Consider the following 15,266-nt stretch of genomic DNA (forward strand, 5'->3'; position numbering starts at 1 on the left):
ACTGGAAAAACTGGCATGCGGCACACACATTTTTTAATGCCTTTGGCACTTGTTAGCGCTATGGCAGCGGTACAACAAGCATATGCAGCTGATGATTTCGTTGTTCGAGATATTCGTATAGATGGTTTGGTCCGTCTTACTCCTGCAAATGTTTCTACCATGTTGCCAATCAACAGTGGCGATCGCGTTAATGAACCGATGATCGCAGAAGCAATTCGAACATTGTATGCCACTGGACTTTTTGACGATATTAAAGCATCAAGAGATAACGATACTTTAGTTTTCAATGTCGTAGAGCGCCCAATTATTTCAAAACTTGAATTTAAGGGTAACAAACTTATTCCTAAAGAGGCTTTAGAGCAAGGCCTCAAAAAAATGGGCATTGCCGAAGGCGAAGTTTTTAAGAAGTCAGCTTTACAAACAATTGAAACTGAATTAGAGCAGCAATATACTCAGCAAGGTCGTTACGATGCCGATGTAACTGTTGATACCATAGCTCGTCCAAATAACCGTGTTGAACTTAAATTAAATTTTAATGAAGGTACGGCAGCTAAAGTTTTTAATATCAATATTATTGGTAATACTGTTTTTAAAGACAGTGAAATTAAACAAGCTTTCGCAGTTAAGGAAAGTGGTTGGGCTTCAGTTGTAACTCGTAATGACCGTTATGCTAGAGAGAAAATGGCAGCGAGCCTTGAAGCTTTGCGTGCGATGTATCTGAATAAAGGTTATATCAATTTTCATATCAATAACTCACAGCTTAATATTAGTGAAGATAAAAAGAATATCTTTATTGAAGTTGCTGTTGAGGAAGGTAGCCAGTTCAAATTTGGTCAAACCAAGTTTTTAGGTGATGCACTTTATAAACCTGAAGAACTGCAAGCTTTGAAAATTTATAAAGATGGCGATACCTATTCTCAAGAAAAGGTAAATGCTGTTAAGCAATTGTTATTGCGTAAATATGGTAACGCTGGTTATTACTTTGCAGATGTAAATGTTGTTCCGCAAATTAATAACGAAACGGGGGTGGTTGACCTAAACTATTATGTAAATCCAGGTCAGCAAGTAACCGTACGTCGTATTAACTTTACAGGCAATAGTAAAACTGCCGATGAAGTATTGCGTCGTGAAATGCGTCAAATGGAAGGCGCTTTAGCGAGTAATGAAAAAATTGATTTGTCCAAGGTTCGTTTAGAGCGTACAGGATTCTTCAAAACAGTTGATATTAAACCGGCTCGTATTCCAAATTCACCAGATCAGGTGGACTTAAACGTAAATGTTGAAGAACAGCATTCGGGAACTACGACATTAGCGGTAGGTTACTCGCAAAGTGGTGGTATTACCTTCCAAGCAGGTTTGAGTCAAACTAACTTTATGGGAACGGGTAATCGTGTTTCGATCGATTTATCTCGTTCTGAAACTCAAGACTACTATAACTTAAGTGTTACCGACCCTTACTTCACGATTGATGGGGTAAGCCGCGGTTATAACGTTTACTATCGTAAAACAAAGCTAAATGATGACTATAACGTTAATAACTATGTTACCGATAGTTTTGGTGGTAGTTTAAGTTTTGGTTACCCAATTGATGAAAACCAAAGCCTAAGTGCTTCGGTTGGTATAGATAATACTAAAGTAACGACCGGCCCTTATGTGTCTACTTATGTACGTGATTATTTGTTAGCAAATGGTGGTAAGGCGACAAGCCAAGATACTTATTGCCCAACAGACAATGAAGGTAAATCACAGGTTAATACTACTACTGGAGAATGTAACGTCCCTAAAGAATCATATAATAATGCATTTGAGGGGGAGTTCTTTACATACAATTTAAATTTAGGCTGGTCATACAATACATTAAACCGTCCTATTTTCCCAACTTCAGGTATGTCACATCGTGTGGGTCTGGAAATTGGTTTGCCAGGTAGTGATGTTGATTATCAAAAAGCAACTTATGATGCCCAAGCATTCTGGCCAATTAAAGACACAGGTTTCGTGCTGCGTGGTTACGGTAAACTTGGTTATGGTAATGATTTACCATTCTATAAAAACTTCTATGCAGGTGGTTATGGTTCTGTACGCGGTTATGATAACAGTACCTTGGGTCCTAAGTATGCAAGTGTAAATTTACAAGAAACCAAGCAAAATGACGGTTCTCCAGAAGAAGTAGGTGGTAACGCTCTTGTACAATTTGGTACTGAATTAGCTTTACCATTACCTTTTAAAGGAGATTGGACTCGCCAAGTACGTCCAGTGTTATTTGCTGAAGGTGGTCAAGTATTTGATACTAAATGTGACGTTGGTTCTTATTCTATGATTATGAATGGTCAGCAAATCGCAGATGCTAAAAAATACTGTGAAGACAACTACGGTTTTGACTTAGGTAATATGCGTTATAGCGTAGGTGTTGGCTTCACATGGATCACCATGATCGGACCATTATCTCTTAGCTATGCATTCCCTCTAAATGATAAGCCTGGTGATGAAACTAAAGAGATCCAGTTTGAAATCGGTCGTACTTTCTAAGTACGACTTGACTAAACATGCAATAAGGACACAAATTTAAATGAAAAAATTAAATATATTAATGTTAGGATTAGGCCTTACAGTTTCTGCTATGACTAATGCAGCTGGTTATGGTGTTATTGATCTTGCTAAAGTTGTTGAAAGTAGTACTTATTTAAAACAACAAAATGCAAGTTTAAATCAATCTGTTAAACCAACAACAACTCGTCTTGAGCAGTTGGGTAAAGAGTTAGAAGGTCTTCAACGTCAAGCCCAAACGCAAGGGCAAAAAATGAAAGAAGATGAGATTAAAAAGCTTCAAACTCAATATCAGTCAAAATTAAATGAATTTAATTCAACTCAACAAGGCTTGCAATCTAAAGTTCAAACTAGTTTGCAAGGAATGAACTCAACTTTTGAGAGCCGTGTGAAGCAAGCAGCTGAACAATTACGAAAAGAAAATAATCTTGACTTCATTTTGAATAAAAATTCGACCGTTGCCTATGACGCTAAATATGATTTAACTGATAAAATGATACAAAAGGTTAATTCAATGAAATAAATTAATGAAAGTGCAACATTATCGTTTAGATGAACTAGCTCACCTAGTGAATGGTGAGTTAGTCGGTGCGGGTAGTCTTCAATTCATAAACCTGGCAAGTTTAGAAAATGCTGAACCTTCTCATATTACTTTCGTAAATGGCGAAAAGTATATCGATCAAGCAAAGGCTAGCCGTGCGGGTGCGTACATTGTTACAAGCTCTATTAAAGAACAGCTTACTGATAAACAAAATTTTATTATTGTTGATAATCCATATTTGGCTTTTGCCATCCTTACCCATGCTTTTGATAAAAAGATCACATCAATAGGTATTGAAAGTACTGCTCAAATTCATCCTTCCGCAATTATTTCTAAAAAAGCATATATTGGCCATTACGTTGTAATTGGTGAAAATTGTGTAGTAGGTGAGAACACGATTATTCAGTCTCATACTCGTCTGGATGATAATGTGGAAATTGGAAAGGATTGTTTTATCGATTCTCATGTCACCATTACTGGCGGTTCTAAATTACTTGATCGTGTTCGAGTTCATGCAAGTACTGTAATTGGTAGTGAAGGCTTTGGCTTTGCACCATATCAAGGTAAATGGCATCGTATTGCACAATTAGGTTCAGTTATTATTGGTAATGATGTCCGTATTGGATCAAATTGTAGTATTGATCGAGGGGCACTAGATAATACGATTTTGGAAGATGGGGTAATTATTGATAATCTTGTGCAAATCGCACATAACGTTCATATTGGTTCCAATACAGCTATTGCTGCTAAATGTGGAATTGCTGGAAGCACTAAAATTGGCAAAAACTGTATTCTTGCAGGAGCTTGCGGTGTGTCTGGTCACCTTTCAATCACTGATAATGTGACTTTAACTGGAATGTCAATGGTCACAAAAAATATTTCTGAAGCTGGTACCTATTCTTCAGGAATTGGATTATTTGAAAATAGTCATTGGAAAAAGACAATTGTACGCTTGCGACAATTAGCAGATGTGCCATTGACCCAAATCACTAAACGACTTGATCATATACAAGCTCAAATAGAGTCTCTTGAATCAACTTTTAATTTGCGTAAATAGAATATTATGACCGAGTCAACTACACCTAAATTTGCCATCCCTGAATTACCAATGCAGATTCAAACGATTCGTCAATATTTGCCGCATCGTTACCCATTCTTATTGGTTGATCGTGTGACTGAAGTTACTGACAATAGTATTGTTGGTTATAAAAATGTTTCTATCAATGAAGAATTCCTCCAAGGACATTTCCCAGAATATCCAATTATGCCGGGTGTCTTAATTGTAGAAGCATTAGCTCAAGTTTCGGGCGTTCTAGGTTTTATTATGAACAATGAGACCCCAAAACCGGGTTCTTTATTCCTCTTTGCTGGTGCAGAAAAGGTTAGATTTAAAAAACAAGTAGTTGCTGGCGACCAACTTGTATTAAAATCTGAATTAGTAATGCAAAAACGCGGTATCTACAAATATAACTGTACAGCTACCGTTGACGGTATTGTAGCAACAACCGCTGAAATTATGATTTCACACCAAAAAACAGAGCAGGCATGAGCAATCACGATTTAATTCATTCTACGGCCATTATTGATCCATCTGCAGTGATTGCCCCAGATGTCCAAATAGGACCTTATTGTATTATTGGTCCAAATGTGACAATTGGTGCTGGTACTAAATTACATTCACATGTTGTAGTTGGTGGTTTTACCAAAATTGGTCAAAATAATGAGATTTTCCAGTTTGCAAGTGTTGGTGAAGTTTGCCAAGACTTGAAATATCAAGGTGAAGAAACTTGGTTGGAGATTGGAGATCATAATTTAATTCGTGAGCATTGCAGTTTACATAGAGGAACTGTACAAGATCATGCTTTAACTAAAATAGGTAGTCATAACTTATTGATGGTTAATACGCATATTGCACATGACTGTATTGTTGGTGATCATAATATTTTCGCAAATAATGTTGGTGTTGCTGGACACGTCCATATTGGTGATCATGTCATTATTGGGGGTAATTCGGGAATTCATCAATTCTGTAAAATCGATTCTTACAGTATGGTTGGTGGAGCATCTTTAATTTTAAAAGATGTGCCAGCTTATGTTATGGCATCTGGTAATCCAGCACATGCGTTTGGTATTAATATAGAAGGTATGCGTCGAAAAGGTTGGTCTAAGGATACAATTCAAGGCCTTAGAGAAGCTTATAAATTGATTTTTAAATCAGGCCTGACTTCTGTTCAAGCTGTTGAGCAGATTAAAAATGATATTCTTCCGAATGTTCCCGAAGCTCAATTATTAATTGACTCTGTTGAGCAATCAGAACGTGGTATTGTGCGTTAAGCCGAGATATTCAAAAAAAGACACCGCAATCTGCGGTGTCTTTTTTTCTTAAAAACTTTTATTTGTTAAAAAATTTGGCTTCTTCAGATTTTGGATACTGACTTAAAATTTTAGCTTTATATTGGTTTGCTGATACAGTGTTTTTATCAACATCTTTGGCAATACTGTAGAGTTGATAAAGCGCGCGAGGAGCTTTACTAGAATTTGGGTATTGCGTAGCGACTACATTATAGTTCTTTTTAGCTTCATTATAATTTACCGGATCAGTTGCTAAATTAAACTCGGCTAACCAAAAATAGGCATTCCCTGTATAAACGCTATTAGGGTGATTTTTGATAAAGTTTTGCATTGGAGCAATCGCTTTTTTCGCTCCACCTTGTTTGTAGGCATCTAAAGCGACAGTATAAGCTGCTTTTTCAAGCTCTACAGGGTTCGATTGATTTTGCGTAGCAGGCGATGAAGCTGGTTGTGTTACTTGCGTTTGTGAGGGGGAAGTAACTTGACTTGCAGCAGTTGTAGTAGTACTAGCTGCTTTATTGTCGGTAGGAGGAGCTTCTGAGCTTCCGGTAGCTGTAGCATCACTATTTGCTGTATTGTCTGGTGCTGCACTTTCTGGATCTACTTTTTGATTTAGTAATTCCAAACGCTGGTCTAAATCAGTATAGCGATTAGATAAATCTTTTTTCAGTTGTTCAATATCATTCGATTGTTCTTCTAACTGACCGCGTAAGGTACGTATATCATTTTCTAATTGTTGGTTTTTTTGCATCAATTCCCAATTTAAATTACTTGGGACTGAAGCGTTATTCGATGAAGTGTTAGTTGAACTACCACCACTTTGACTTAAACCGCGCGATTCAATTGGAATATTGGCATAGAGAGAAGTAGTGCTCATTAAGGCAATAAATAATAAAGAATGCTTCATCAATCGCATGAGTATAGGTCCATAATTTTATGTAAAAGCTAACTTGAGAAGGGAATATGTAAACTATTCACATTAGCTATCTAAGGTTTTAATTGATCATTGCAATTAAAACAGCTAACAATATAAATGCAAGAATAGTTTACAATCTTCAAGCATATTTTATTCAAAATAAGTATCAAGAAAGAATATAAGATAAGAGATTCTAGGAATTTATATGTTTTTGACGATGAATTAATCAATTGAAACATAAACTTGCTTAAAATTGAGAAGAAGGCTTGCAACTCTTTTAAAAATCTCTATACTCTGTTTTGCAATGGTAGCCCCGCTGGTGGCTTCGCAATTGTACTCTGTGAACCCCGCCAGGACCGGAAGGTAGCAACGGTAGCAGATCTATGATGTGCCGAAGTTTTGCTAGTGGGGTTGCCACCATCTTCTAATCCGATCTCCGTTGGATTGCCTTCATAATTACATCTAAATCAAATCCTCTATATTGTAAAAACCTCATCTGTTTTGCTTTAAGTTTAGGATCTTTTTCTACTTCTTCACCAAACTTTTTCACTTTAAGTTGATAAGCCTGTTCCACCCAATCAATATTATGAATTTCATCTGCAATTAAATCATTTTCGATTTGTTTAGTTTTTAAAGCTTGTTTAATGCGTTTTGGCCCTTTGCCTTTACGAATTTGGCTAGCCAACGTTAGTTCTGCAACGCGTTGGTCACTTTGATAATTTTGCTCAGATAACTCTTCAACAAGTTGCTTAACCTCTTCAGGGTTTTGTGCATAACGATTCAATTTCTCGATAAGTTCTGCTTTCGAATAATCTCGACGAGTCAATAATGCAAAAGCATATGAGCGCAAACGTTGCCCTGTTAGCAAAGCGCGTTGTTGGGGCTGTTCTTCTGTTCTTTTGAACATATTTAATATTTCCTTGTAAAAAACGCCCCGAAGGGCGTTTTAAGACTTATAAGCGGTAATTAAGACTCTAATAGAAGATCTTCTTCTTCATCTTCCACTTGTACAGCACCATTAGTACCCGTAGTTAGCAGTTGTTCACGGATAATCTTTTCAATTTCTCCAGCCATTTGAGGATTTTCTTCAAAGTGGCGGATAACATTGTTTTTACCTTGGCCAATTTTATTGCCTTGATATGAATACCAAGCGCCTGCTTTTTGCACGATATCTTGTTGTACAGCTAAATCTACAAGTTCGCCAAGCTGGTTTGTACCTTTACCGTATAGGATTTGGAAAATAGCTTCTTTAAAAGGAGGAGCCATTTTGTTTTTAACAACTTTAACTCGAGTTTCAGAGCCGATGATTTCATCACCTTCTTTGACCTGACCAATACGGCGGATATCTAAACGTACAGAAGCATAGAACTTCAATGCGTTACCACCAGTCGTAGTCTCAGGGCTACCAAACATTACACCAATTTTCATACGGATTTGGTTAATGAAAATAACCATACAGTTCGAGCGTTTAGCGTTACCCGTAATTTTACGTAATGCCTGACTCATTAGGCGAGCTTGTAAGCCCATGTGAGAGTCACCCATTTCGCCTTCAATTTCTGCTTTAGGAGTAAGAGCAGCAACTGAGTCGACAACGATTAAATCAATTGCACCAGAGCGAACTAGCATGTCTGCAATCTCGAGTGCTTGTTCACCGTTATCAGGTTGCGATACAAGTAGATTATCAATGTCCACGCCTAGCTTACGTGCATATTGTGGATCTAATGCATGTTCTGCATCGATAAATGCACAAGTACCACCAGCTTTTTGACATTGTGCAATCGCTTGGAGAGTCATTGTGGTTTTACCAGAAGATTCTGGACCATAAATCTCAACGATACGACCTTTCGGTAAACCGCCAATCCCCAATGCAATATCTAAAGTCAAAGAACCTGTAGATACAGCTTCAACTGCTTGAACAGTGTTATCACCGAGACGCATCACCGTATTTTTGCCAAATTGTTTCTCAATTTGACTTAGCGCGGCTTGTAATGCTTTGCTTTTATTCTCATCCATCTCAAAAACCTCAATACTCTAAGTTCATCACGTTTAACCCAAGTGGATGCATTGAATCTCAACTTGTTTCACAGGGCTAATAGTGACAGATTTTTTCTATAGCTTCTATGTGTTGTCTGTGTGTGTGCGACACAACTCGACGTTTTTATTCATCACCATACGACCAGTGTTGATCATTATCCTGTTTAAACCGATTAATCTGTCTACGATCCTTTTTACTCGGTCTATGATCAGGTCGAGCAAGATTATGCAATTTTCGTTGGGATGCAATCAACTCCCGTCTAGCAATACTTACTTCTGTTTCTTCATAAAGTTGCTGGGCAACTGGTGCTGGACCACGTGTGTTCGCAAGCGCTTTTACGACAACGGTTTTTTTATCAAAACCTTGTTGAATAATAAGTTCCATTCCAACACGAATTTCTTTGGAAACTTTTACACGCTCATTATTGTGATGTACTTTACCTCCTTCGATTGCTGCTTTAGCAATTGAACGAGTTTTAAAAAAACGAGCAGCCCATAACCATTTATCGATACGCATGGTCTCTACAGCATCGTTTTCAAGCGATTTTGACATCATTATCCTTTCTATCAATTTGATTCAATATAGACAGCAATTCTGTAAGTCGATCTAGTGCTTTATATTCTAAATCTTCATGCTTTCTTACATCCTTTAGACTTGAGGGCTGCAAGATAGTAAACAAGTGTTTGATACCAAATTTTTCAGCTGTTTTTAGTACAGGAGCTGTATCATCAATAAAAATGGTTGCATCTGGGTCGAAAGGATGTAATTTTTGGAGCTCTTGCCAAAAATGAATATCTTCTTTTGCATAACTAATTTGCTCACTCGATACGATTACGTTAAAGAAGTGTTCAATTGCAATATTATCGAGCTTTAATCGTAAACTTGCACGGTCAGCATTTGTAACTAACCAACAACTATATCCTTGTTCTTTCAGTTCCTGCAGAAGCTCAATACAACCTGAGCGAACTTGAATTTTTGTCTGAAACTCTTGCTGTAATTTGAGTACATCAACGCCTACAGTTTTGGTCCAAAAAGCTGATGAATACCAAACAAGTGTATGCTTATGTGATTGATAAAACTGATATAGTGTTTTTTGGCTCTGGTCGAGTGGAAGTTGATGTATCTCTGCATGTCGCTTAGGAAGACATTCATTCCAGATGAAATCATCAAAAGCGAGATCTAATAAAGTTCCATCCATGTCAAACATTATGATTTTAGACATATCTAAATATCTCCAAAATCATTTAAAGCAAAATTTTTAAGACACATCTACCATATATCCTTTTAAAAATCATTAATTAAAGAAACTTCGAGATATAAAATTAATTTAAAACTCCACCCATTAATTCTTTCAAAAGGTGTTTTTGATTAATGTGATGGGTAGGGAGGATAAATGATTTGAAAATTATAGCGTGTAATTTTGAAAAACAAAAAACAATAATAAATGCTTTTTAATAGAAAACTTTTTCTGTGTTTAAAGTAAAAATAGGCAGCCAAAGTTTTGCAATTAAGAAATCTTAAAAGTCATCTATATTTATGGTTAATTTTGCTTACATAGGATACGTATTGACATACATTTTATAAATTGAAGGATACTTGTTTAAAGTTATATTTAAAATTAACCCTAATAAGAATTTAGAGAAAGCAATGAAAATTGGATTTATTGGCGGAGCCAATGACGGTATTGTAATCAATGCTGCTGATGGCCTTGATACTTATAAACTTGAATGGCACTACAAAGCAGAAAAGCACTGTGAATCACAGCCAACATTAGGTCTTAATGGACCTGAGTATGATTATTATAACTTATTAATACTAAGAAAAAATAAAGAGGCTAAGCTCTTTTATGTACTCACCACAATGGAGAAAGAAGATATCGCGAGTAAAATCCATGAGTATTGGGAAAGCTCTACCTGTGTTGGCTATGATTTTGATGATTAGTAATCCTGTTAATTCATTAGAATACTTTACTTATATCAATATTAATCTCAATCATAACTCAAGCTTAGAATTATAAGTTTCATAGAGAACATGTTCTCGCAGGACATGTTCGACGGGAACTTTAGGATGATTGAAATATTTAACTTTATGCATTCCTAACCGCTCCATTACAGCTTGAGAGGGTGTATTAATAGTGGCGGTAAACGAAACGATCTTATCTAAATTCAGTACATTAAAACCATAGTCTAAAGCTGCTTTTGCTGCTTCAGTAGCATAACCTTGTTTCCAGAATTCTTTTGCAAGTCGCCACCCAATTTCTACACATGGAGAAAAGTCAAATTGTTCAGGTTGGCTGTGTAAACCAATAAACCCGATAAATTGATGGGTTTCTTTTAATTCTACTGCCCAAAAGCCCCAACCATTTTTATCAATGAGAGATGAAATTTTTTGGATTAAATTAACACTTTCTTGGGGCGTTAAGAGATTTGGGAAAAATTGCATAACATCTTGATCTAAGCCCATTGTTATAAAAGGCTCAACATCACTTTCTTTCCACTGTCTTAAAATTAAACGCTGAGTTTCGATCATGACATGTCTCTTTAATTAAAAATAAAGGATCAAAGTGGTTTTTGCACAATCTTTTGTAAAATGATCTTGGAATTGATGCTCACTACACCTTTTATTTTATTTAAGGTATTAATGACGAAATGAGAAAAAGAGCTCAAATCTTTGGTCGCAACGTGTAAAACATAATTAGATTCGCCAGTAATAATATATGCATTAATGACTTCATCAAAATTTTTGATCTGACTTAAAAAGAAGTTGTGATCATTTTCTGTGAGTTGGGCAAGCTTTATTTCGACAATTGCCTCAATTTTTATACCTAGTTTTTCATAATTAATTTTCGCTTGATATTTTTCAATTACACCATTGCTTTCTAAAATTTTAACTCGCCGATGACAAGCTGAAGCCGAAAGGTTAACCAGATCGGCCAGTTCTTGATTACTTAACCGAGCATTATCTTGTAAATATTTTAAAATTTTAAGATCAATTGCATCTACATTCATTTTCGAATTTCATCCATGTTTTTTAATTTTAATTCGAATTTTATACGAAAATGGCAAATTTTAATCAAATATTATCGAATAAATCGAAAGAATTGACGTGATAAAATTCGAATACAAAGGAAATGTTGAAAAAAGGTGAAATAACAAATGATTACTCACGAACAATGCTGCTATTGGGATCAGGAAGATGAACTCAAAAAGTTTAAAGATGAATTTGCACTGCCAGAAAATATCATTTATTTAGACGGGAATTCTTTAGGCGCAAGACCAAAAAAATCATTAGAGGTTGCTCAGCATATTATTGCAAAAGAGTGGGGTGAGGACCTGATTAATAGTTGGAATAAAGCAGATTGGTGGGGACTACCGACTAGACTCGGAGATAAAGTCGCGCAGCTTATCGGTGCTGAAAAAGGTGAAGTGGTTATTTCAGACTCAACGACCCTAAATTTATTCAAAGTTCTATCAGCAGCGGTAAAAATTCAAGCTGAAAAATTTCCGGAACGTAAAATTATTGTTGCTGAAAAAGATGCCTTTCCAACCGATATTTATATTATTGAAGGCTTTATCGATTTGATTCATCAGGGTTATCAAGTTGAATTGATTGATGGCGCAGATGATTTATCTCGTATTTTAGCAAAAGATGTGGCTGTCGTTGTTCTTTCTCATGTGAATTATCGGACTGGATATTTCTATGATATGGAATCTATTAATCAACAAATTCACGCTAAGGATGCTTTGATTATTTGGGATTTATGTCACTCGGTTGGTGCAGTGCCTATGGATCTTAATCAGAGCAACAGTGATTTTGCGATTGGTTGTACTTATAAATATTTAAATGGCGGCCCAGGTTCTCCAGCATTATTATGGGTAAATCGAAAGCATCGTGATCAGTTCTGGCAACCTTTATCAGGCTGGTGGGGGCACAAAAAACCATTTGATATGGCTCAGCACTATGAACCAGCTAACAGTATTCGTCGTTATTTGTGTGGAACTCAACCCATCATTTCGATGAGTCTAATCGAATGTGGTATCGATATTTTCTTACAAGCTGATATGCAACAAATACGTGAGAAATCCCTCAAATTAACTGATTTGTTTATTCAACTTGTTCAACAAGAATGTCCTCAGTTTGGTTTTGAGCTGATTACACCTTTAAACCATAAATATCGTGGCAGCCATGTCAGTTATAGACATGAGTTCGGTTATGAAATTATTCAAGCTCTCATTGCTCGTGGGGTAATTGGGGATTATCGAGAGCCGGAAGTATTACGTTTTGGAATTACACCTTTATATTTAGGATTTGAAGATATTTGGAATGCCGTACAACAACTTAAGCAAATTATGCTGAATAGCGAATGGAAAAATGAACGTTATCTGGTGCGCAGTGAAGTGACCTGATCGTTAGAGATCAACATTAGAAAAATGGCTAGGAGGGCCTATGAGCAGTTTTGATGAAATACAAAATCGAGAAGCGGGTTTACATAAAAAATTATCCGCAAAACAGATGGGAATGATTGCAATTGGTGGAGCGATTGGTACAGGGCTGTTCATGGGAAGCAAGTTCGCAATTAGCTTTGCTGGGCCAGCTGTCATCGTAAGTTATGCCATTGGAGGCTTAATCGCATTTGCTATTATGGCTTGTTTGGCTGAGATGACTGTCCAGCACCCTACGTCAGGCTCATTTGGGGCATATGCTGAGCATTATATAAGTCCGCTTGCTGGGTTTTTAGTCCGTTATTGTTATTGGGCATGTATTGTATTAGCGGTCGGTACAGAAATTACAGCAGTTGCTGACTATATGAAATTATGGTTTCCTCATGTAGGTTCTTGGGTCTGGATAGCCTTTTTCTCGCTAACCTTACTTGTTGTTAATGCATATAGTGTTAAAGCTTTTGGATTGGTTGAATATTGGTTTTCGACAATAAAAGTCTTTGCAATTATTGTATTTATTCTTTTAGCAATTGGTATTTTGACTCAAGGTCATGGAGGAACAGCTCAGGTTGTCTCTAATCTAACTGATCATGGGGGCTTTTTTCCTCATGGTTTTAGTGGAGTCTGGATTGGAGTAATCATTTCAATATTTAGTTATTTAAGTATTGAAATGATCGCTGTTGCAGCAGGTGAGGCTAAAGATCCGGAAAGAGCCGTTAAGAAAGCGTTTAAAAGTACTGCAATTCGTTTAATTCTATTTTATTTACTGTCTTTATTTCTTATTGTGGCACTCGTTCCTTGGACAACTTTAATTGGAGCCGAAGCGACCAGTCCTTTTGTGATGGTGATGAAAATTGTAGGGATTCCATATGCAGACAGTATTTTAAATTTTATTGTAATTGTCGCAGCCTTATCAGCTATGAATAGTATGCTGTATATCTCAACACGTATGCTATTTAGCTTGTCACGAGCAGGAGATGCACCAAAACTATTTGGTCGTATTAGTCATAATGGCGTACCAATTAACGCGTTGCTATTGTCAGCAGTGGGTATTGGAGTCGCGAGTATTGTTTATACGATTAACCCAGCTTCGGCTTTCCCGATCATGATTGCTTTATCTATGTTTGGTGCGTTGTTCACTTGGGGCAGTATTTTTGTTACCCATATGTTTTTTAGAAGGAATATGGCACGAAAAGGAGAACAGTTAAAATTTAAGGTTCCAGCGAGCCAGTTAATTTCACTGTTGGGATTAATCGCAATTTTAAGTATCACTGTCACGACATGGTTTACCAATGAATTCAAGTCAACTTTACAGTTTGGAGTCCCATTAGTTGTTGTTCTTACATTTTTCTATTATTTAAAACGTTCATCAGCCAAGCTTGCTTTAAATAATCATGAAGAATCTTTGAAGTGAGAGACCTATGCGACTATATGATAATTCTAGAACCGTAGCGAATGAACATGAAATATTGGCAGTATTTAAAAGAACAAGCTTGTTGAGCTATCAAAAATTTACCCATCTTGCAGATATCCAATATGGTACGCACTCACGGTCAACTTTAGATTTTTTCCCATTAGAGCAAGCCAAAAAGACTGTTATTTTTATTCATGGTGGTTATTGGCAATGGTGTGATAAATCAGATTTTGCATTCATCGTACCGTATGTTCTAGCCAAGGGTGCACAGTGTATTCTTTTAGAATATGATCTGGCGCCACAAAGCAAAATTTCAGATATTGCTTCTCAAGTTAATCAAGCTCTCGATTTTATTCGAGAGCAAGACTGGAAAACTAATGAGGTAGTTTTGGTTGGTCATTCGGCAGGGGCGCATCTGGCTGCTTTGTCATTAGGCCATCCACTCATATCTGAGATGGTTTTGTTAAGTGGAATTTATGATCTGGAACCTATACAAAGTACACATTTAAATCATGCTCTCAATCTTTCAAGCGAAGATATCTTAAAATATAGCCCTGTTCATCAGTCAAAACGAATTACTACTTCATGTTCAATTTTCTGTGGTGAACTCGAACTTGACGAGTTGAAATGGCAAAGCCAAAATTATTTTGAAATGAAGAAAAGGCAAGATCAGCATTTTGTTTCTTTCAAGCTTATTCCTGAAATTAACCATTATTCTATTTTAAATCATTACTTTAATAATATTTTAGTTTAAGTGTTTGAAATAGAATGTAACTGAGTAAAGAAAAACAGATTAAATTCATTAGAAGATAAAATGTGAGATAAATCACAACTCAACCTAATTTTTATAAAAATTAATTATCCTTATTGACCTGACTATAGAACTTAATTAGATTAAAAAGATAGTGCTTTCTCACTAAGCGGCAAAATGTTTAGCTGTTGTTTAGTTGAGTTTCAAGTCCGTAGCTTCCCAAGATGCGGACTTTTTTATTTGATTTTTAAAAACAATAAGATAAATCGAATTT

Annotated in this window: 16 protein-coding genes and 1 other RNA gene; 10 read left to right on the forward strand and 7 right to left on the reverse strand. The window is 36.2% G+C overall.

Annotation, left to right across the window (positions count from 1 at the left end; translation table 11 throughout):
• Nucleotides 1-15: 15 nt before the first annotated feature.
• The 5 genes from bamA to lpxA are packed head-to-tail and all read left to right on the forward strand — an operon-like array spanning nt 16 to nt 5,419.
• A complete protein-coding gene (bamA, locus tag JGE69_RS08695) occupies nt 16-2,526 on the forward strand; it encodes an outer membrane protein assembly factor BamA (RefSeq protein WP_069123529.1) in 2,511 nt (836 codons plus the stop codon).
• A gap of 40 nt (nt 2,527-2,566) precedes the next feature.
• Nucleotides 2,567-3,067: an OmpH family outer membrane protein gene (locus JGE69_RS08700; RefSeq protein ID WP_199112752.1), complete on the forward strand. Its 501-nt coding sequence runs from the start codon at nt 2,567-2,569 to the stop codon at nt 3,065-3,067.
• Between the two features lie 4 nt (nt 3,068-3,071).
• Nucleotides 3,072-4,142 (forward strand): UDP-3-O-(3-hydroxymyristoyl)glucosamine N-acyltransferase, encoded by a 1,071-nt coding sequence (lpxD, locus tag JGE69_RS08705; RefSeq protein WP_199112750.1) that lies wholly within the window; start codon nt 3,072-3,074, stop codon nt 4,140-4,142.
• 6 nt (nt 4,143-4,148) lie between these two features.
• A complete protein-coding gene (gene fabZ, locus JGE69_RS08710) occupies nt 4,149-4,634 on the forward strand; it encodes a 3-hydroxyacyl-ACP dehydratase FabZ (RefSeq protein ID WP_002115603.1) in 486 nt (161 codons plus the stop codon).
• Complete coding sequence (gene lpxA / locus JGE69_RS08715) at nt 4,631-5,419, forward strand: acyl-ACP--UDP-N-acetylglucosamine O-acyltransferase (RefSeq protein ID WP_199112748.1); 789 nt, start codon at nt 4,631-4,633, stop codon at nt 5,417-5,419. Before fabZ ends, lpxA begins: the two co-directional genes overlap by 4 nt.
• A 58-nt stretch (nt 5,420-5,477) precedes the next feature.
• Here the strand turns inward: lpxA and JGE69_RS08720 are convergent, their stop codons facing one another.
• The gene (locus JGE69_RS08720; protein ID WP_005068911.1) at nt 5,478-6,353 is read right to left on the reverse strand and encodes a YbgF trimerization domain-containing protein; all 876 of its coding nucleotides are present in this window, start codon (nt 6,351-6,353) and stop codon (nt 5,478-5,480) included.
• Between the two features lie 314 nt (nt 6,354-6,667).
• On the opposite strand from JGE69_RS08720, the gene ffs reads away from it, so the two are divergent.
• Nucleotides 6,668-6,764: signal recognition particle sRNA small type (gene ffs / locus JGE69_RS08725), an RNA gene on the forward strand.
• Nucleotides 6,765-6,777: 13 nt separating this feature from the next.
• Here the strand turns inward: ffs and JGE69_RS08730 are convergent.
• The 4 genes from JGE69_RS08730 to JGE69_RS08745 all read right to left on the reverse strand — a co-directional run bounded on the left by JGE69_RS08730 (nt 6,778) and on the right by JGE69_RS08745 (nt 9,610).
• Nucleotides 6,778-7,260, reverse strand: a complete 483-nt coding sequence (locus JGE69_RS08730) for a regulatory protein RecX (protein WP_005068912.1) — start codon at nt 7,258-7,260, stop codon at nt 6,778-6,780.
• A 59-nt stretch (nt 7,261-7,319) separates the two neighbouring features.
• On the reverse strand, nt 7,320-8,366 hold the full coding sequence (gene recA / locus JGE69_RS08735) for a recombinase RecA (protein WP_002115680.1): 1,047 nt from the start codon (nt 8,364-8,366) through the stop codon (nt 7,320-7,322).
• A 145-nt stretch (nt 8,367-8,511) separates the two neighbouring features.
• Entirely contained in the window at nt 8,512-8,940 is a 429-nt protein-coding gene (locus JGE69_RS08740) for an RNA-binding S4 domain-containing protein (protein WP_068563087.1), read from the reverse strand.
• A complete protein-coding gene (locus JGE69_RS08745) occupies nt 8,924-9,610 on the reverse strand; it encodes an HAD-IA family hydrolase (RefSeq protein WP_199112747.1) in 687 nt (228 codons plus the stop codon). Before JGE69_RS08745 ends, JGE69_RS08740 begins: the two co-directional genes overlap by 17 nt.
• Nucleotides 9,611-10,035: 425 nt before the next feature.
• Here JGE69_RS08745 and JGE69_RS08750 point away from each other — a divergent pair, with 425 nt between their 5' ends.
• Complete coding sequence (locus JGE69_RS08750; protein ID WP_199112746.1) at nt 10,036-10,329, forward strand: hypothetical protein; 294 nt, start codon at nt 10,036-10,038, stop codon at nt 10,327-10,329.
• Nucleotides 10,330-10,380: 51 nt separating this feature from the next.
• Here JGE69_RS08750 and JGE69_RS08755 read toward each other — a convergent pair whose 3' ends face one another.
• Nucleotides 10,381-10,917 carry a GNAT family N-acetyltransferase gene (locus JGE69_RS08755; RefSeq protein ID WP_199112745.1) on the reverse strand — a complete coding sequence of 179 codons (537 nt, stop codon included), beginning with the start codon at nt 10,915-10,917 and terminating at the stop codon, nt 10,381-10,383.
• Between the two features lie 29 nt (nt 10,918-10,946).
• Entirely contained in the window at nt 10,947-11,396 is a 450-nt protein-coding gene (gene gigD, locus JGE69_RS08760) for an Lrp/AsnC family transcriptional regulator GigD (protein ID WP_199112744.1), read from the reverse strand.
• A 147-nt stretch (nt 11,397-11,543) separates the two neighbouring features.
• On the opposite strand from gigD, the gene kynU reads away from it, so the two are divergent.
• The 3 genes from kynU to JGE69_RS08775 are packed head-to-tail and all read left to right on the forward strand — an operon-like array spanning nt 11,544 to nt 14,995.
• A complete protein-coding gene (gene kynU, locus JGE69_RS08765) occupies nt 11,544-12,794 on the forward strand; it encodes a kynureninase (protein ID WP_199112743.1) in 1,251 nt (416 codons plus the stop codon).
• A 40-nt stretch (nt 12,795-12,834) separates the two neighbouring features.
• Nucleotides 12,835-14,241, forward strand: a complete 1,407-nt coding sequence (locus JGE69_RS08770) for an amino acid permease (RefSeq protein ID WP_199112741.1) — start codon at nt 12,835-12,837, stop codon at nt 14,239-14,241.
• 7 nt (nt 14,242-14,248) lie between these two features.
• Nucleotides 14,249-14,995, forward strand: a complete 747-nt coding sequence (locus tag JGE69_RS08775; protein WP_199112739.1) for an alpha/beta hydrolase — start codon at nt 14,249-14,251, stop codon at nt 14,993-14,995.
• Nucleotides 14,996-15,266 lie beyond the last annotated feature (271 nt).

The sequence above is a fragment of the Acinetobacter sp. C13 genome (assembly GCF_016809775.1).
GTDB lineage: Bacteria > Pseudomonadota > Gammaproteobacteria > Pseudomonadales > Moraxellaceae > Acinetobacter > Acinetobacter pittii.

Excerpts from the sequence above, each read along its gene's own strand:
- bamA (WP_069123529.1), top strand. The coding sequence starts at position 16 with ATGCGGCACACACATTTTTTAATGCCTTTGGCACTTGTTAGCGCTATG.
- JGE69_RS08700 (WP_199112752.1), top strand. The coding sequence starts at position 2,567 with ATGAAAAAATTAAATATATTAATGTTAGGATTAGGCCTTACAGTTTCT.
- lpxD (WP_199112750.1), top strand. The coding sequence starts at position 3,072 with ATGAAAGTGCAACATTATCGTTTAGATGAACTAGCTCACCTAGTGAAT.
- fabZ (WP_002115603.1), top strand. The coding sequence starts at position 4,149 with ATGACCGAGTCAACTACACCTAAATTTGCCATCCCTGAATTACCAATG.
- lpxA (WP_199112748.1), top strand. The coding sequence starts at position 4,631 with ATGAGCAATCACGATTTAATTCATTCTACGGCCATTATTGATCCATCT.
- JGE69_RS08720 (WP_005068911.1), bottom strand. The coding sequence starts at position 6,353 with ATGCGATTGATGAAGCATTCTTTATTATTTATTGCCTTAATGAGCACT.
- JGE69_RS08730 (WP_005068912.1), bottom strand. The coding sequence starts at position 7,260 with ATGTTCAAAAGAACAGAAGAACAGCCCCAACAACGCGCTTTGCTAACA.
- recA (WP_002115680.1), bottom strand. The coding sequence starts at position 8,366 with ATGGATGAGAATAAAAGCAAAGCATTACAAGCCGCGCTAAGTCAAATT.
- JGE69_RS08740 (WP_068563087.1), bottom strand. The coding sequence starts at position 8,940 with ATGTCAAAATCGCTTGAAAACGATGCTGTAGAGACCATGCGTATCGAT.
- JGE69_RS08745 (WP_199112747.1), bottom strand. The coding sequence starts at position 9,610 with ATGTCTAAAATCATAATGTTTGACATGGATGGAACTTTATTAGATCTC.
- JGE69_RS08750 (WP_199112746.1), top strand. The coding sequence starts at position 10,036 with ATGAAAATTGGATTTATTGGCGGAGCCAATGACGGTATTGTAATCAAT.
- JGE69_RS08755 (WP_199112745.1), bottom strand. The coding sequence starts at position 10,917 with ATGATCGAAACTCAGCGTTTAATTTTAAGACAGTGGAAAGAAAGTGAT.
- gigD (WP_199112744.1), bottom strand. The coding sequence starts at position 11,396 with ATGAATGTAGATGCAATTGATCTTAAAATTTTAAAATATTTACAAGAT.
- kynU (WP_199112743.1), top strand. The coding sequence starts at position 11,544 with ATGATTACTCACGAACAATGCTGCTATTGGGATCAGGAAGATGAACTC.
- JGE69_RS08770 (WP_199112741.1), top strand. The coding sequence starts at position 12,835 with ATGAGCAGTTTTGATGAAATACAAAATCGAGAAGCGGGTTTACATAAA.
- JGE69_RS08775 (WP_199112739.1), top strand. The coding sequence starts at position 14,249 with ATGCGACTATATGATAATTCTAGAACCGTAGCGAATGAACATGAAATA.